A 17499-nucleotide genomic window follows, 5' to 3' on the forward strand; every position below is an offset into this window, starting at 1 on the left:
CTCTATGTATAATTATGATGAACCTTGTATATTTACAATATTATTAACCTTATAGTGGAAGTTGTCAACCGATATTCTACCTATTCGAGTATTGTTTACATATAGTTGACAATTTCGACAAAGTATCATGCATACAAACCAAAAAAGGACAACCAATCTAAAGTCCGTTCTTTCTAAGAGTATCTAGAAATGCTCGTCGGTTCTTTTATGTTTAGAAAAGCGGTGTTGGAGAAACGGTCCGCTTTCCGCAGGCGTCCGGCGAGCCTCCTCGGTCCCTACGGTCACTGAAAGCGAGTTGTTTTCCAGACCTTGGAACACTTTCCTCATATCAAAACCAATGCGAACACTTTTCAAACCAAAAAAGAACAGCCAATATAAAGGCTGTTCTTTTTTTGGTTTGTATTCTTTTATATATCAAAGGATTGAAAAATCGTCTTTTCATTCATCGGGAATACTTCTCGTCCGACAAGCTGGTTGATAATGACTTTGTTGCGGTGGACAGACAACCCGAGGTTCGTCGAGCCCACTCCGTGCGTATGAGAAATACCACTGTGCACATAGATTTCGCCCTGGAGATCTTCCTGCTTCTTCAAGCGGTAATCTTTGGTCACCTTGTAACGACCCTTCTCATCCCACTCGAGAAAATCTGAAAGCTCATGTACAAAGTCTGGCACATGTGGTTTGTAGCCTGTAGCAGAAATGACAATATCACTTTCATGAGTGAATGCCTCTTGCTTCTGCCAGTGATAGCAGTCGATTTCATATCCACCATCTGCTTTTTTCTTCAAGTCTTTCACTTCACTCAGAACTTGCATTCCAACATCCGCTTCTTTGCCTCCGACCGAGTATTCATATAGAAGGTTATAAATATCATTGATCGTATGGTTACTTATTCCCTTATAATACAACCCCTGTGTAGCGAAGATTTCGTCCTTCTGTTCTTGAGGAAGTTGGTAGAAATAGTTCACGTAATCCGGTGAGAAGTGTTCTAAGCTCAGTTTAGACTCCTCCATGGATGCAAAGCCAGGTGAGCGTGTAATCCAGTCTAAACGGAATCCGCATTCCTTTTGTTCTTTCAACAACTCTCGGAACGTTTCAGCAGCACTCTGCCCTGAACCGATCACCGTAATAGAGTTTGCGTTGCGGCATCTGTCATGATTCGGAAGAAAATCAGCTGTATGGAAAACTTCATCTTCAGGGAAACCTTGGAATGACTTTGGCATAACCGGGGTACTACCTGTACCCATCACTAGATTTTTTGATCGGTAAACCGTAGTTTCTTCCGTCTTTGTATCGACTACAGTCACTTCGTAATATTGTTCGTTATCTCGAACAGGACGGATGTTCGTCACTCTTTTCCCGAATTGACAACTATTCAACTGACGAGAAACCCACTGACAATAATCGTTGTATTCACGTCTAGGGATATCTAAGCGCTGTAGGAAGTAAAATTGATACATCCGCTCATTCTTACTAATGTAGTTTAAAAAGCTATACTTATTGGTCGGGTCCGCCATCGTGACGAGGTCGGCAATAAAAGGAACCTGCATTTTAGTCCCTTCGATCAGCATTCCCGGGTGCCAATCGAATTCATCATTCTGTTCAAAGAATAAAGGCTCTACTCCGTCTACTTCATCCAGCAAAGCAGCAAGTCCCAAGTTGAAAGGGCCTACTCCTACTCCAATTAAGTCAAAAACCTTCTCATGTTGTTCCATTTGTTCACGTCTCCTTTTTTCTGAAAAAATGGCCATTTCAGAATTTAACACACTATATCTATGGTACCATAATCCCATCAAATCTATAATAGCGATTCCAAAAGGAGTTAGATGTTTATGTGTCGATCCGTTACCATTCAACCGATTATGGACCGAGAAGCATACTTGCCATTTTTTCTGATGGCAGATGAAGACGAGGAGATTGTCAGGACTTATATAGAAGAAGGAGAACCATTTTCTATAAAGTACAACCACAAGGATGTCGGAGCCTGTCTACTCACGTTCCCTTCCCCCCAAGCAGTAGAAATCAAAAACATAGCCATTTCTGAAGACCACAGGGGGCTTGGAATAGGCAAGACGGTCATACAATTAATTGCAGATCACTGCAAAGAACGGTCATTCACGGAGTTGTTTGTCGGAACAGCTAATAGTAGTATTGAGAACCTCGCTTTTTATCAGAAAGCCGGTTTCCGATTTGATTCCATTCACAAAGGATTCTTCGATGCATACCCAGATACATTCTATGAACACGGGATCCAGGGCAGAGATTTAATATACTTTGTCATGAAGCTTTCCTAGCAGGTCCAAAATAAAATTCAGAATTTTATCAAAATATTGTTGAAAATAGTTTTTGTTTCACATATAATTTACTCAAGTTATTGAAAACGTTTTCAAAGTTATGCACTTATTTACCTACGAGATTCATGACTTTTTTATTTCACCAATTTTGAAAACGATTTCAATGATTCATTAAAGACAGAGAGGAGGTTTGATAGTGGTCACCATTGATGATGTAGCCGAGTTGGCCGGATTGTCGAAATCAACTGTTTCACGCGTTATCAATCACTACCCTCACGTTTCCCAAGAAAAGAAGGAACGCGTCTATCAAGCAATGGAAACATTAGGCTATGTTCCGAACTCTTCAGCAAGGAGTTTGAGGAATAAAAAGACGAAGATGATTGCAGTGATTGTGCCTAGGTTGATGAACCCGTTTTTCGGTCAACTAGTGGAATCCATGGAAGTAGCAGCGAATCAACAAGGATATCAGCTGCTCATCTGCCAAACTATGTACTCCCAAGATACCGAGCTTGGACATCTTAATTTATTAAAAACCAAGCAAGTAGATGGGATCATACTCGCTTCACTTGAAAACGAATGGAACAATATTGCGGAATACTTATCTTACGGCCCGTTGATCATGTGTAATGAATTCGATGAATCGGCTGAAATCCCCATCATAAAACTTGATCAGATTCATGGAGGTTACATTGCGACAAAGCACCTTATACGCCAAGGACATACGAGGATTGCATACTGCTCTGGTGGACATAAGAGTATGGTTGCCAATCACCGGAAAATCGGATTTGAGAAGGCGCTGGCTGAACACGGTCTTCGGTTTGATGAGTCTTTGGGATTCTTCGATGCTTATACCATCGAGAATGGCATAGAGGTGTTCAAGGAGATTCATAAGATGGACAATCCACCAACCGCTGTGTTTACAGGAAGCGATGAAGTCGCTGCAGGTATTCTTACAGGGGCACGGGAATATGGGGTGGACATTCCTGGTGAACTCTCCGTCATCGGTTTTGATAACCAAGTGATTTCAAGAATTATGGACCCCAAGATCTCTACTGTAGAACAGCCCATTGAACAGATGGCACAAAAAGCTGTTCACGTTCTTGTCGAACAAATCAACTCCAACAACAAACCGGCAAAAGAGCGTTATGAACTTCCACTAGAGCTCATCATTCGTGAGTCCACTGTTGGAGGTCCTTTACGCGCTGTCGAGTAAGAAAATTATTAGGAGGTTATGTAATGAAAGCAAAGTATTGGTTACTATCCTTAATGTTGATCGTCGTAGTTGCCCTAGCCGCATGTAGTGGCGGTGGAGACGGAGAAGCAACGGATGACACCGGTTCTGATGAAGATACATCCGAAACTTCCGGAGACTCTGGCGAATCTGCCGGAGAAGGCGATGGAGAAGTAGTTGAACTGGTCTATGCACGTGGACAAGACTCAACGAAAGCTTCTGAAATGCTGATTAAAGAATTCAATGACTCTCATCCGAATATCAACGTCACATTCCGTGAAATGCCGTCTGATACAGGACAGCAGCACGATGCGTATGTAACAATGCTGAACGCAGAATCATCCGAAATTGACGTTATGGACCTAGACGTAGTATGGCCGGCAGAATTCGCGCAAGCGGGTTATGTACTTGAGCTTGATCGCTTCATGCAGCGTGACGGTGTAGAAGCAAGCGACTACAACCAAGGTGCTATGTCTGCCGCACAATTCAACGGAAAACAGTGGGCTATGCCTAAGTTCATCGATACAGGCATGCTATTCTACCGCACAGATCTAGTGGAAGAAGGCGAAGTACCTCAGACATGGGACGAGCTGATGACATCTGCATCTAACATCCAATCTGAAGGCGGCGCAGAATTCGGTTACCTAATGCAAGCGAAGCAATATGAAGGACTTGTATGTAACGCTGTAGAATTCATCGCGTCTTACGGTGGCGAGATCCTAGACGAAAACGGAGATGTTGCGGTCAACAGCCCTGAAACGGTTGCCGGAATCTCTAAACTAGTTGAAGTTGCCAACGCTGACTTTGTACCAGGTAACATTAACACGTTCACGGAAGTAGAATCCCACACAGCGTTTATCGAAGGTCAATCTCCTTACATCCGTAACTGGCCTTACCAATGGAACCTTGCAAACGACGAAGAGCAGTCTGAAATCGTAGACAAAGTAGGTGTTGCTCCACTACCAGCAGGTGATGCAGGAAGCGCTGCTGCACTTGGTGGCTGGATGACAGCGATCAACAAATACTCTGAGAACAAAGAAGAAGCTTGGGAATTCGTGAAATTCATGACTGGCCCAGAAGGACAAAAGATCTCCGCTATTAATGGTGGTCTAGCTCCAACGCTTCCAGCTCTATTCGAAGATGAAGAAATCCTTGAAGCGAACCCATTCTTTACTCAAGAAGGTTTCCAAAACGCACTAGAAGGTGCCGTATCTCGCCCAGTAGCTCCAAACTACCCTGAAGTATCTGAAGTCATCCAAATCAATGTATCCAAAGCGATTGCTGGTGAGTTGACTCCAGAAGAAGCGGTAGCCGCTATGGAAGAAGAATTGAACGCGGTTATGCAGTAACCTGTACTCCCTGATGAGACCCTCAGGACCTGTACCTGAGGGTTTCATCCCCTTTTTGCATAAAGGAGGAACTATTCGTGGCAAAAAAAGGATTAAGTGATTCATTGAAAAAGGAAAGACGGCTCGGTTACCTACTTGTTGCCCCTTCTTTGGTGTTAATTCTAGCCATTGCGATCTGGCCGGTTATCCAATCATTCTACTTCAGTCTATTTGACTACCAATTAAACGAACCTCAAAAGTCCAGCATTCATCTAGATTATAATTTGGATTTGGAAAAATACTTAAACAACCAACCATTTCTCATAACTGCGTTGGAAGACGAAATCGAAACTGCTCCTTCGGAAGTCAGCGAAGAGTTGCAGGACATAAAGTCTACTATTACATCGTTTGATGAAGAACTAGTACAAAAAGATGGAATTGAAGGTCCTTACAATGAAGTGAACGATATCTTATTCAACTTCGAAGTACCTAGTGATGAGCTGAAATTCGTTGAAATCGACCGATCCTTTGGAGAAGAGTTTGAACAAACTTTCGGATCAGTAGAGAAACAATTAGTTGAGTTAGAGTCAGAAGATGCTTTGCAGAATGCCCGCCGTTTGACCGGACTTGCCAGCGGACTGACAGAAAGCATTGTTGAACCGAACTTTATCGGTTTTCAGCATTATGCCAACAACTTGACTGATGTGCGACTGTGGCGATCACTTGGGAATACATTTGTATTCACATTCGTCTCCGTCGGATTTGAGCTTGTATTAGGTATGGGAATTGCCTTGTTGATCAACAAAGCGTTCTTCGGACGTGGACTTGTCCGTGCCTCCATACTAATTCCTTGGGCCATTCCGACAGCGGTTTCCGCCATGATGTGGAAATACTTGTATGATGGACAAAACGGGATTATTGCCAAGTTCTTCTCAGAAATCGGAATTATTGAGAATATGAGTGTGCTTCTCACCACTCCAGTCGGAGCAATGGCGTCCGTTATCTTGACGGACGTATGGAAGACAACACCGTACATGGCCCTTCTATTGCTTGCTGGTCTGCAAACGATCCCAACATCGTTGTATGAAGCAGCATCTATTGACGGAGCGAACAAATGGAAGCAATTCTTCCGGATTACGCTGCCGCTTATCAAATCTAGTATTCTAGTAGCTCTCTTGTTCCGTACCTTGGATGCCTTCCGAGTATTCGACCTGATCTACGTACTTACTGGCGGTGGACCGGCGAACTCAACAGAAGTCATTTCCTTACTCGCTTATAAAGTGATGTTCCAGCAAACCGACTTTGGTGAAGGTTCCGCCCTTGCCGTAATTGTATTCGTCTGTGTGGCGATCATCTCTGCGATATACATTAAATTCCTCGGTTCCGATTTACTCGGCGACGGAGCAAAAGACTAAAAGGAGTGAGAGAATAGATGCAGAAAAAAGCAGGTGTAGGATTCTATATATTCTTAGTCATCTTTGTATTCGTCATCATGTTCCCGTTCCTTTGGATTCTGTTGAGCTCCGTTAAACCGTTATCTGAACTGTTCGGGGATGAAGCATTTACGTGGTTCACTAGTAATCCTACGATTCAAAGTTATATTTCCGTATTTACGATCCGTCCGTTCCACCTATACCTTTGGAACAGTTTAGTCGTAGCGACGATCACAACTGTCTATACAGTATTCGTTGCCGCTTTCGCCGCTTATGCGATTGCCAGACTTCGTTTTAAAGGCAAACCGCTCATCTTAGGTGTTGTGCTCTCTGTATCGATGTTCCCGCAGATTGCAACGATTTCACCTATCTACATTTTCTTAAGAAACATCGGACTGACAAACAGCCATTTAGGCTTGATCATTCCTTACACCACTTTCGCGCTACCACTATCAATCTGGTTGCTTGTAACATTCTTCCGTAAGATTCCATTCGATTTAGAAGAATCTGCGAAAATGGACGGGGCTTCGATGATGCAGACGTACTTCCGTATCATCCTGCCCCTTGCTGTACCAGGGATTTTCACTACTGCGATCCTTGTGTTCATCGCAGCTTGGAACGAATTCCTCTTCGCCCTTGTCATCAACACAGCGGAGAAGTACAAAACAGTTCCAGTCGGAATCGGGATGTTCCAAGGACAGTACACCATTCCATGGGGAGAGATATCCGCTGCGACCGTCATTGTTACGGTTCCGCTTGTCATCATGGTTCTCCTCTTCCAGCGTCGAATTGTATCTGGTTTGACGTCAGGAGCGGTAAAAGAATAAGTACTAAAAAAAAGGAACCCACAGTGGGTTCCTTTTCTTATGCAAATGGAAACGATCATGGTCTAGATGCACGCAATGTAAACTTGTATTCATCACTTTTGAAGTGATTTTCGCTATACTCAAAGACCGTACCGTCTTCAAAAATACTATAAGAACGTATCTTTAAGATAGGTGTTTCGGTGTCTACCATCAATGCACGCGCAATATCTTCCTCAGGCAAAACAGGAATGACCTCTTGGAAACTATCTTTAATCTTCTTCCCTACTTCTTTCTCAATATAATCATACTTTGAACCTGTCATTATTTTATACGATAAATTAGGGAACAAATCGACCGGTAGATACGTATCTTCCAGTACATACGGAACTTCATCTACAAGTCTTTGACGACGAACGTAGAAGACTTGATCTCCGTCCTTCAGCTTTAACATACGCTTCACTTGATCTTCAGGCTCAATCAATTGAAAATCCATCACCTTGTTGATTGGCTCCTTGTTTAAACTGCGCATTTCCTCCGTAAAGCTTATTAATTCAAAAATATTGTGCTCAATCTTCTGTTCTTTCACGTACGTACCGCTTCCTTGTATCTTTTCAAGCAGCCCTTCTTCAACCAGCAACTTAATAGCTTGTCTTACCGTAACTCTCGAGGCATCGAACTGTTTTGATAAATGCAGTTCCGTTGGGATCGACTCGCCTTCTTTCCATCGACCTTCTTCTATTTCATCCTTTATTTGTTGTGCAATCCTTCTATATAAAGGAGACCCCATTTTAGCATCCTCCTTGGTGTCTAACGATGTTCTAAGTATAACAAAAAACAAAACAACATGTTGACGCTTCCAAACATATGTATTATATTTGTATTAAATATTTATTGATACAAATATAATACCTTTTGGAGGTCGTTATAATGAAGAAGCAAAACTTAGTTGTTGTTGGCGGTGGAAGCACTTATACAATCGGCATGATTATGAGTCTGATCGCCGAAAAAGATCAATTCCCTTTGAAATCGATTACATTCTATGACACGAATTTTGAACGCCAAGAAAAAATAGCTAAAGCATCAGAAGTCATTTTACGTGAGAAATACCCTGAGTTAGAAAGCTTTTCCTACACAACAGATAAAGAGGAAGCATTATCGAATGCGGATTTTGTATTTGTTCAAATACGGACGGGCGGACTTGCGATGAGAGAACGTGATGAACAAATCCCATTACAGTACGACGCAGTCGGACAAGAAACTTGTGGACCGGGCGGCATGGCATATGGCCTTCGTTCTATAGGAGACATGGTGGATCTTGTAAATGACATACGCCACTATTCTCCTGAGGCGTGGATCTTGAACTATACGAACCCAGCTGCCATCGTCGCAGAGGCACTTCGCCGCGAGTTCCCACATGACAAGAAGTTGCTTAACATTTGCGATATGCCAGCTGCCATAATGGTGTCTTATGCTGGAATTTTAGGAAAAGACGTATTTGACCTTGTACCTGAATACTTCGGTCTCAACCACTTTGGCTGGTTTACAAAGGTTCTTGATAAAGAAGGTAACGACCACACAGATACGATTAAGCGTGCCATTACAGAAGACGGATTCATTCCTGAAGATGCCGAAATAGCGAACGATCCTTCTTGGATTAAAACGTTCAAACAAGTAGAACAGATGGTAACGGACTTCCCGGAGTATTTACCAAACACGTATTTGCAATACTACCTGTACCCTTCTCAAATGGTTGAAAAAGAAGACCCAGCTAATACACGAGCACGACAAGTCATCAACGGACGTGAAGCACGAGTCCTTCAATTGGCTGATCAAATCATCAAAGACGATACAACCGCCAATGTTGAACTCGAAGTCGACATTCACGGAAGGTACATGATTCGGGTTGCCGCTTCTATGGCTTACAATAACGGAGATATCTTCATCGTCATGGTGGAGAATAACGGTACCATTGCAAACCTTCCAGATGATGCGATGGTCGAGGTACCCGCTATGATGACAAATCGCGGTCCGAAACCATTTTCTGTCGGCCCTATTTCCACCTTCTACAAGGGATTAATAGAAGGACAACTCGCTTATGAGAAACTCGTGGTGGATGCTTACTATGAAAATAGTTATGAGAAAGCACTTCAAGCTTTGACATTGAACAGAACGGTAGTGGATGCTCCACGCGCTAGAAAAATTCTAGATGACCTTATTGATGCGAACAAAGAATTTTGGCCAGAGCTCCATAAGAATAAACAGTTGGTTTCTCAGTCTTCCTAATAACCACTCCCGGGACGCGTTCCCGGGTCTATTCTTAACTTACGAAGAAAGCGTTTCCTTATAAAGGAGGATAATAGATGAAGAAATACTTCGGCAGTTTACAGAAGTTCGGCAAATCACTCATGGTTCCGGTAGCTTTGCTTCCAGCAGCCGGTATTCTGCTAGGATTCGGTGCAGCCTTGACAGGTCCTCTCGCAGATTCCCTTACATTCTTGCAAAATGATGCGATTCAATTCATTGGCAATGGAATGTCTGATATAGGTATTAGTATATTTAACAACTTAGCTGTAATCTTTGCGATCGGTGTAGCGATTGGATTAACAGGAGGTTCTGGGATTGCAGCCTTAGCAGCATTATTGGGATACATCATTATGAATAAGACGATATCTTTTGCACTCGGTATCACACCTGACATGGTATCCGAGAGTGGCGAATATGGAATGGCCTTAGGAATTCCGACATTAGAAACAGGGGTTCTTGGAGGTATAGTCGTCGGTTTACTCGCAGTTTGGATTTATAACAAATTCCACGAGTTCGACCCACCAGAAGTATTAGGTTTCTTTGCAGGAGACCGTTCTGTTGGAATCGCCATGGTTTTCACTTCTATTCTGCTTGCAATGGTGATGATGGTCGTTTGGCCACCGGTACAAACTGGTATTAACGCAGTTGCCAACGTAATCGCAAACGGATCAACCAATCCACTATACATCGGTCTATATGGCTTTCTTGAACGTGCCTTGATCCCAACAGGTCTTCATCATATTTGGTATGCTCCATTCTTATGGACATCACTTGGTGGAACAACGGAAGTCGCAGGGAGTATGGTGTCTGGTGACCAATACATCTTCCTAGCACAAATCGCAGAAGGTGTCGATGTTACAGCTGGACGGTTCATGGCTGGTAAGTTCCCTGTTATCATGTTCGGATTATTAGGTGCGGCACTTGCTATGTATCGACGTGCTGATAAGAATAACCAACCCGTAGTAAAAGGTATGCTCATCGCAGCGGCAGGTACAGCTTTCCTGACAGGTATTACAGAACCGATTGAATTCACCTTCCTATTTGTGGCACCACTGCTATTTGTTTTTCATGCCTTATTAGCTGGTGTGTCGTATGCTGTTATGTACATGTTAGATGTTCACCTTGGATGGGCTGGCGGCTCAGGTCTGATCGACTTCATCTTAGTGAACGCCTTACCTGGTACAGGAAACTGGTGGATGAACATCGTAGTTGGAGCTGTATTCTTTGTTATCTACTACTTCTCCTTCTCCTTTGCCATTAAGAAATGGGATCTTGCAACTCCTGGACGTGGCGGTCAAGAGAATAAGTTATATACCCGCAAAGACTTGAATGAGAAAAAATCAAACAAGTCTTCTCAAACCAAAGAGACTGCTGTCGCTATCATGGATGCATTAGGCGGCGAGCAAAACTTGAAGCATGTAGATGCATGTTTCACTAGATTAAGAGTAGAAGTCTCCCAAGTAAGTGAAATCGATGAGGATCAACTGAAAGCATTGGGGGCAGCAGGTGTCGTGAAAGTAGATCACAACATCCAAGCTATTTTCGGCGGACGCTCCGACCTTTATAAGAATGAAATCAACCGTCTTATTAAAGAAAACAATGCCTCCTAGACATAAAGACTCCATCAGCTGATGGAGTCTTTTCTTTCTAAATTATTCCTTTAAGTAATAACCATCATAAGAGCCTGAAACCCTTGATACCCAAACTTCACACCAAACCCAATCAGAACAAAACTTGCTACAACGTGCACCATTCTCAGCACAAACGGTGAAGCTAACAAGCGACCGAAATGAGTAGTAAACGCCAAGTTCAGATTCCAAAGACCAATCCCGACAAACACCAGCACACTAAGCAAAAAAGAAGTCATCACGTTTTCCTCGTGAAAGGCACCACTTAAAACAGAGCCATAAATGCTGATCCAAAACAGCAAATTCATTGGATTAGTACCAGCAATGAAGAACCCTTTTAAAAAAGAATTCCAGCGAAGGTAGGTTGGTTTGGCAGAACGTTCATCGGATTGATCGCTCATCAAGTTCGGGGCTTTCAAGCTCACTAACCCACTATGTATGAGAACTACCGCCCCCATCATCATGAGCAATATTTTTACCCAGGTTACTGATAAGAGAGCAGACATCCCGAGAAACATTGCCCCCATTAGAAGTAAATCAGAGGACATTCCACCAATTCCGACGAATAACGCTGCCCAGAAACCGTACGAAAGCCCGCGTTTGACGATTTCGATATTGATGGGACCGACGGGAGCAGCTATGGACAAACCTAGAAATATATTGCCAATTATCATGCCTAGCATCTAAGACGTCTCCTCCATAGAAAGATAAAAGAGAGACGACCATCGCCTCTCCTTCTATCACGAATTAATCGACGACAATATAAGCAATCATCGGTCCATTGGTTGAGGTATCTGCGTGCGTCGAGCAAATCAGGCGATAAATTCCCTCTTTATCGAATTTGACATCCACTACCGTTTCTTTTCCTTGTTGAACCGTTCCTTTAATGTCTGTCCCTTCAATATAGAAAGGATGTTCTTGACCATTCACACCGAAAATGTTCAACTGGACGGCTTCTCCTTTTTCAACAAAGATGGTCCCAGGATCCCAGCGATAAGCCTCTATTTCCTGTCCATCCTTTGTCTCTGCCTTGAACTCTCCCGTAACGAGGTTTACGACGCGAGGCTCCCCTTTTTCCATCCCTATCGTCGGAACAGCCCCTTTCCAAACGACATTCACAATCATATAAGCAGCAAAAGCAATCACAAGCGCGCCAGCTATCAGTCCGATTTTCTTAGCAGATAAAATAAGAGCACCCATCTACATTCCCCCTAAGGCTTGTTTGTTCATGTATATGCGAACATGCCTTGAGCTTGTCTACTTTTTCTTAAAACGACAAATCAAAAGGGAGTTCCTTTTTCCAGAGTGTCGACAAAGTATCGTCGGTTCTTCCATGTGTAGAAAAGTGGCGTTGGAGAAACGGTCCGCATTCCATGCCACGAACACTATATTTCATTACAAAACCAAACTCTACGCTTTTTAACAACCTGAAAAAGGGAGCTTCTATAAGAAGCTCCCTTTGCTTAGAAGAACAATTTCGGATGAGATTCGTCACTAGAGTAGTCCCATTCATCCAACAACAAGGAATCACAATGTGTGTCATAGTCGAACGGAATGACTTGTTTATAGTCAGTCGGTAAGATATCCGCATCCTTGTATGAGCGGAAAGGACGGTCTAATGGTAATCCATTGACTTCATCTTTTTTCAGTTCTTCGACGACAATGCGCCCTATTTGCCTGCCTAATCGCAGTCCTTGTTCATTATCAGCTGGGTAGTGCACACCCGCATATAATCTAGAGGCAGCATTCTCTTCTGCGATGTGGTGCAGCTTTCTTCTTTCTGAAGGGAAGAAGTAGCTTAAGATGACTTCCGCCGCTCCTGATACCGTTGCGTGCCCGGATGGATAGGACGGGTGGTTCGGCATACAAACAACGGTAGCGAGGTCTTGGTCAAGCTGGTTCGGCCTTGGCACAAGCCATTTATACTTCAAATACCAGCATACGACAAAGGCGTCGTTCATGCCGCTGAATAGCGCTCCGAGAATTCTAGCTGCACGAGGTGCTTCCACCTGATAGGTGTCAATTAACCGGTCTACAATCGGTATCCACTGCTTGGACGGTGGTCCGCTTCCCCAGTATTTTGCTATTTTTATTTGATCTTCCGTTAGATGAGCAAGTGTGTCTTGCACCAACCTGAGTTGATGTAGAAAATCAATCGTGTCTGGATCTTTGATTGCTAAACGGATTGGACGTCCATCAAGCTTCTTAAATCCGTGCCTGCGACTATGTTTAATGAAATAGGTCTTCCACTGTCCTGCTTCTGGCTCTACCCCACCGCGGATGGTCGGAGGAGCGGATGCGCCTGCATAAGGGACATCCGTCCACGAAGGCAGTGATGAATATCGTTCACTCATTTACATACCCCTTTTTTACTATAGGGTATGTCCGAGAGCAGGGAGGCGTGTGTCATATTCTTAAGATAAGGCTTGGTTTTCTGCCATTTGGGTTCTCACTAAGTCGGCATAAAAACCATTCTGTTTTACCAATTCCCGGTGAGAGCCCTTTTCGATGATGCGACCTTCCTGCAACACGAGGATTAGATCTGCCGAACGGATCGTATTCAAACGGTGGGCGATTACAAAGCTCGTCCGGTTTTTCATGAGCTTCGCTAACGCGTCATTTATTTTCATCTCTGTCACGGTATCAATACTGCTTGTCGCCTCGTCTAGAATGAGTAAAGAAGGATCGGCGATCATCGCTCTTGCAATCGACAACAACTGTCGTTGACCATGACTGACTCCATGACCGTCTGAATCAAGCACGGTATCATACCCGCCTGGCAGCTGACGAATGAACTCATCTGCATGGGCAAGACGAGCTGCCTCCTCCACTTCTTCATCCGTCGCTTCAAGCTTCCCGTACCGGATATTCTCTCTAATCGTCGTATGGAACATCGTCGAGTCTTGCAGTACCACACCCATCTGACTCCGCAGGCTTTCCCTTGTTACGTCTTGCAGGGGATGATCGTCTATATAAATGCCACCTTTGGTCGGTTCATAAAAACGGGACAGCAGCGAAATGATAGTGGTTTTCCCCGCTCCTGTCGGGCCTACCAAAGCGATTGTCTCTCCCGGCTTCGCTTGGAATGAAATATTTTGCAAAGTAGGTTGGTCATTTTCATAAGAAAAGTCTACCTCTTCAAAGCGCACATCGCCTTTCACATTAGAGATACGGTTCGCATACTGTTCGTCCTTTTCTTCTTCACTTTGGTCGATGATATCGAATACCCGCTCCGCCCCTGCGACGGCTGACAAGATCATATTGAATTGGTTAGCCAAGTCATTCAGAGGCCTCGTGAACTGCCTGGAGTAGGTCGTGAACGTGACGATGATTCCGATCGAGATGTACCCGTTGACCGCTAACAACCCACCTCCACCGACAATGATGGCAAAGCTGACGTTATTCAACATGTTCATTAGCTTAGGTATGAACCCGGTATAAACCTGTGCCCAATAACCCGAATCGCGCAGTGCTTCATTTTTGGCTTTGAAGTCTTCTATTACTTTCTCTTCGCGGGAAAACATCGATACAATCGTTTGCCCCGAGAACATTTCTTCTACGTAGCCATTCACTTCTCCCAAATGGTTCTGCTGTTGTTTGAAATACTTTCCGGTCCGCTTGGTGATCCATTTCATTCCAAAGTACATGACAGGAACAATGGTGACCGTCAACAACGTTAACAACGGACTGAGCCAGATCATCATTACGAGCGTTCCTGTGATCGTAAGAACACTCGTCACAAACTGTACTACGGCCGTATTCAGTGTTCTACTCACATTCTCCATATCATTGGTCAGCCGACTCATCAGCTCTCCTTGCTGATACTTTTGGAAAAATAAAATGGGCAGGCGCTGCATATGAGAAAATAGATGATTTCTCATCTTATACACAGCATTTTGAGCAATCCCGATCATCCAGTAGTTTTGCAACCACAAAAACCCGGACTGAAACGCATAGACGAAGAGAAGCAAGAGCAGCATTCGAAAAAGGACAGACGGATTCGGTTCTGAAACAACTAAGTCGACCGCTCTTCCCAACAAGTAAGGGCCGATAAGCGACAGAGCAGAGCTTGCCACTATGAGCGAAAGCACCACAAAAAACATCTTTCTCTCAGATGCCATATAGGAAAATATCCGTTTTATTGTCGAACGGATATCATCAACCTTTGGTGGTGCGGTCCCAATTCCTTGGTGCCGACGGATATTTGAGCGGGTTACCATCTATTGTGCCTCCTCTAACTGAGAGTGATAGACCTCTCTATAATAGGCGCTCTCTTGAAGCAGTTGCTCATGGGACCCTTCTGCGACAATCTTTCCTTTATGAAGTATCAAGATGGTGTGAGCTGCCTTCAGAGAACTGATCTTCTGCGCCACCATAAACACGGTGCAGGATTGTCCTTTGAGCGCTTCCATCAAGCGGGACTCTGTATGGGCATCAAGAGCACTTGTGCTGTCATCCAATATCAGCACTTTAGGTTTTCGTACGAGAGCGCGGGCGATCGACAGCCGCTGCTTTTGACCACCGGAGAATGTAACCCCTCTTTGACCAAGTTGTGTTTCGTACCTTTCAGGAAGAGTTAAAATATAATCGTGAATCTGAGCTTGTTTTGCTGCCGCTTCAATTTCCTCAGCCGTCGCTTCCTCTTTACCCCAAGCAATATTATCTCTTACCGTGCCGGAAAACAGATGTATTTCTTGAGGAACAAGGCTGATCTGTGTTCTCAGACTTTTCACATCCAAGTCCTCAATTTTGTAGTCATCTAAATAAATCGCTCCATCCGTTCGTTCATACAATCGTGGAATAAGGTGTAATAAAGAGGTCTTACCTGAACCCGTCTCTCCTAAGATGCCAATTGTCTCCCCGGCCTCTGCTTTAAAGGTTATAGAATCCAGAGTAGGTTGTGATTCATGAGAGAAGGAGACATCTTGGAAACGAACCTCCCCTTTTAGTTCATGCTTTTCACCATGTTGTTCTTTTAGATAGGATGGCGTTTCCTCTTCAAGGATATCTGTAATTCGATTAGCAGACGCATTCCCTCTGGAAAACACCATAATCAAAAAGGTGAAAATAGAGAACGTGAACATGATCCGAGTCGCATAGTTCACAAGAGCTACCACTTCCCCAGGTTGAATGGTGTTCGCGGCAAGTCTTTCTGCTCCTAACCATAGAATGACAAGTATGATCAAGTTAACTCCTAGCATGACTACAGGCATTGCGACTTCCATCAACCAGAGAGCCCGTTTATTTTGAGTCATCAAGTCATCATTCACACTTGTGAATCGCTCTTCTTCGTACTGTCCTCTGTTAAACCCTTTAATCAACCGAATACCAGTTAAGTTCTCACGGATCACGGTGTTAACTCCGTCGACTTTCTGCTGAACAGATTTGAATAACTTAACTCCTTTAGTCAGAATAAAGGATAGAAAGACCAGAAATAACGGAACGGAAACGACTAATATCAAAGCAAGCTTGGCATCAATGGTAAACGCCATAACCAAGGCGAATAGTATAAATAACGGCGCTCTTAGTGCAATCCGTACAAACATGAACAGGAGATTCTGAATTTGTACGACGTCATTTGTAATTCGTGTGATCAACCCAGGCGTTGAGTAAGACTGGAAATTTCGGTTCGTAAAAGATTGAATTTTTTCAAACAGATCTCTTCGCAAATCATACCCTACCCCTTGGCTTAATCTGGCAGCAAAGAACGAGTTCGTCACACCAGCGGCAAATGCAAGAAGGGAAAGAACTAAGAGAAGGCCTCCCCAAAGAGAGACCACTGAATAGTCTTTCGATACGATTCCTTCGTCGATGATTTTAGCCATGATCAACGGTTGGACAAGTTCTACAATCAATTCAATTCCCATTAATGAAAGAGCTATGATAGCGGACCATTTATACGATAGAGAATATGTAAAAATTTTCCTCACATGATTGTCCTCCGATTAGTGATTTGTGTGAAAGTTCTTATCATTATACAAGATGATGATTAGAGTTAGAAGCGAGACCGTTTGTACAGATTGATCCTTCTAAATACGCTAATTTTCTCAGTATAACTTTTGTATAACAATTGCACGGAAAATAGGTATAGTTAACAGCACAAAAACATGGGCTAAGTCATTGAAAAAGAATGATTTTAAAGTGATAATAAAAGATGCCTATGTCTTTATCCAAAGCAAAACGCTGATCTTAACTTAAAAACCGAATATTATATTACTATCATACCCCTGGTTGTGGGATCAGAAAGGTGATGTCATGAAGGACAATATCAAACCGATTTTTCCAGTCACAGACGAACTGTTGGAATTGGTAGACTTGCTCAATGAAGTGTCCGATACCTCTGATGACCATGTCATTCCGCAAGCGATGACCGTGTTAAACAAAGTGTATGCACAAGGAATCATGGAAGGGTATCAGAAAGCCATGCAAAAAAAAGAACAGAATATATAATTTCCACAAGGATAGAAAAAGCACT

Annotated in this window: 15 protein-coding genes; 8 read left to right on the forward strand and 7 right to left on the reverse strand. The window is 43.4% G+C overall.

What is annotated here, in order from left to right; genetic code table 11:
- Nucleotides 1-407: 407 nt before the first annotated feature.
- Entirely contained in the window at nt 408-1715 is a 1308-nt protein-coding gene (locus E4663_RS11630) for a lysine N(6)-hydroxylase/L-ornithine N(5)-oxygenase family protein (RefSeq protein ID WP_135327741.1), read from the reverse strand.
- Between the two features lie 117 nt (nt 1716-1832).
- On the opposite strand from E4663_RS11630, the gene E4663_RS11635 reads away from it, so the two are divergent.
- The 5 genes from E4663_RS11635 (at nt 1833) to E4663_RS11655 (ending at nt 7113) form a co-directional block, all read left to right on the forward strand.
- On the forward strand, nt 1833-2294 hold the full coding sequence (locus E4663_RS11635) for a GNAT family N-acetyltransferase (RefSeq protein WP_135327742.1): 462 nt from the start codon (nt 1833-1835) through the stop codon (nt 2292-2294).
- Between the two features lie 196 nt (nt 2295-2490).
- Nucleotides 2491-3507 carry a LacI family DNA-binding transcriptional regulator gene (locus tag E4663_RS11640; protein WP_135327743.1) on the forward strand — a complete coding sequence of 339 codons (1017 nt, stop codon included), beginning with the start codon at nt 2491-2493 and terminating at the stop codon, nt 3505-3507.
- Nucleotides 3508-3530: 23 nt separating this feature from the next.
- Nucleotides 3531-4874 carry an ABC transporter substrate-binding protein gene (locus E4663_RS11645; RefSeq protein ID WP_079477731.1) on the forward strand — a complete coding sequence of 448 codons (1344 nt, stop codon included), beginning with the start codon at nt 3531-3533 and terminating at the stop codon, nt 4872-4874.
- Between the two features lie 77 nt (nt 4875-4951).
- Complete coding sequence (locus tag E4663_RS11650) at nt 4952-6268, forward strand: carbohydrate ABC transporter permease (RefSeq protein WP_079477730.1); 1317 nt, start codon at nt 4952-4954, stop codon at nt 6266-6268.
- Between the two features lie 17 nt (nt 6269-6285).
- Complete coding sequence (locus E4663_RS11655; protein WP_079477729.1) at nt 6286-7113, forward strand: carbohydrate ABC transporter permease; 828 nt, start codon at nt 6286-6288, stop codon at nt 7111-7113.
- Between the two features lie 55 nt (nt 7114-7168).
- Here E4663_RS11655 and E4663_RS11660 read toward each other — a convergent pair whose 3' ends face one another.
- Complete coding sequence (locus E4663_RS11660) at nt 7169-7879, reverse strand: GntR family transcriptional regulator (RefSeq protein ID WP_135327744.1); 711 nt, start codon at nt 7877-7879, stop codon at nt 7169-7171.
- Nucleotides 7880-8019: 140 nt separating this feature from the next.
- On the opposite strand from E4663_RS11660, the gene E4663_RS11665 reads away from it, so the two are divergent.
- Nucleotides 8020-9375 (forward strand): 6-phospho-alpha-glucosidase, encoded by a 1356-nt coding sequence (locus E4663_RS11665; protein WP_135327745.1) that lies wholly within the window; start codon nt 8020-8022, stop codon nt 9373-9375.
- Nucleotides 9376-9452: 77 nt separating this feature from the next.
- On the forward strand, nt 9453-11006 hold the full coding sequence (locus tag E4663_RS11670; RefSeq protein ID WP_135327746.1) for a PTS transporter subunit EIIC: 1554 nt from the start codon (nt 9453-9455) through the stop codon (nt 11004-11006).
- Nucleotides 11007-11056: 50 nt separating this feature from the next.
- Here E4663_RS11670 and E4663_RS11675 read toward each other — a convergent pair whose 3' ends face one another.
- The 5 genes from E4663_RS11675 to E4663_RS11695 form a co-directional block, all read right to left on the reverse strand.
- Nucleotides 11057-11707 (reverse strand): LysE family translocator, encoded by a 651-nt coding sequence (locus tag E4663_RS11675; RefSeq protein ID WP_135327747.1) that lies wholly within the window; start codon nt 11705-11707, stop codon nt 11057-11059.
- A 64-nt stretch (nt 11708-11771) separates the two neighbouring features.
- The gene (locus E4663_RS11680; RefSeq protein ID WP_079477727.1) at nt 11772-12224 is read right to left on the reverse strand and encodes a cupredoxin domain-containing protein; all 453 of its coding nucleotides are present in this window, start codon (nt 12222-12224) and stop codon (nt 11772-11774) included.
- Nucleotides 12225-12487: 263 nt separating this feature from the next.
- On the reverse strand, nt 12488-13378 hold the full coding sequence (locus E4663_RS11685) for a vanadium-dependent haloperoxidase (RefSeq protein ID WP_079477726.1): 891 nt from the start codon (nt 13376-13378) through the stop codon (nt 12488-12490).
- 60 nt (nt 13379-13438) lie between these two features.
- The gene (locus E4663_RS11690; protein ID WP_135327748.1) at nt 13439-15244 is read right to left on the reverse strand and encodes an ABC transporter ATP-binding protein; all 1806 of its coding nucleotides are present in this window, start codon (nt 15242-15244) and stop codon (nt 13439-13441) included.
- Nucleotides 15245-16954: an ABC transporter ATP-binding protein gene (locus E4663_RS11695; protein ID WP_135327749.1), complete on the reverse strand. Its 1710-nt coding sequence runs from the start codon at nt 16952-16954 to the stop codon at nt 15245-15247.
- Between the two features lie 301 nt (nt 16955-17255).
- Between E4663_RS11695 and E4663_RS11700 the strand changes: the two genes are divergently transcribed.
- Nucleotides 17256-17474, forward strand: coding sequence for a hypothetical protein (locus E4663_RS11700; RefSeq protein ID WP_241657185.1), 219 nt, complete (start codon nt 17256-17258; stop codon nt 17472-17474).
- Nucleotides 17475-17499: the final 25 nt, after the last annotated feature.

The organism is Halobacillus salinus (assembly GCF_004684905.1).
Lineage (GTDB): Bacteria > Bacillota > Bacilli > Bacillales > Halobacillaceae > Halobacillus > Halobacillus salinus.

Excerpts from the sequence above, each read along its gene's own strand:
- E4663_RS11630 (WP_135327741.1), bottom strand. The coding sequence starts at position 1,715 with ATGGAACAACATGAGAAGGTTTTTGACTTAATTGGAGTAGGAGTAGGC.
- E4663_RS11635 (WP_135327742.1), top strand. The coding sequence starts at position 1,833 with ATGTGTCGATCCGTTACCATTCAACCGATTATGGACCGAGAAGCATAC.
- E4663_RS11645 (WP_079477731.1), top strand. The coding sequence starts at position 3,531 with ATGAAAGCAAAGTATTGGTTACTATCCTTAATGTTGATCGTCGTAGTT.
- E4663_RS11655 (WP_079477729.1), top strand. The coding sequence starts at position 6,286 with ATGCAGAAAAAAGCAGGTGTAGGATTCTATATATTCTTAGTCATCTTT.
- E4663_RS11660 (WP_135327744.1), bottom strand. The coding sequence starts at position 7,879 with ATGGGGTCTCCTTTATATAGAAGGATTGCACAACAAATAAAGGATGAA.
- E4663_RS11665 (WP_135327745.1), top strand. The coding sequence starts at position 8,020 with ATGAAGAAGCAAAACTTAGTTGTTGTTGGCGGTGGAAGCACTTATACA.
- E4663_RS11670 (WP_135327746.1), top strand. The coding sequence starts at position 9,453 with ATGAAGAAATACTTCGGCAGTTTACAGAAGTTCGGCAAATCACTCATG.
- E4663_RS11675 (WP_135327747.1), bottom strand. The coding sequence starts at position 11,707 with ATGCTAGGCATGATAATTGGCAATATATTTCTAGGTTTGTCCATAGCT.
- E4663_RS11680 (WP_079477727.1), bottom strand. The coding sequence starts at position 12,224 with ATGGGTGCTCTTATTTTATCTGCTAAGAAAATCGGACTGATAGCTGGC.
- E4663_RS11685 (WP_079477726.1), bottom strand. The coding sequence starts at position 13,378 with ATGAGTGAACGATATTCATCACTGCCTTCGTGGACGGATGTCCCTTAT.
- E4663_RS11690 (WP_135327748.1), bottom strand. The coding sequence starts at position 15,244 with ATGGTAACCCGCTCAAATATCCGTCGGCACCAAGGAATTGGGACCGCA.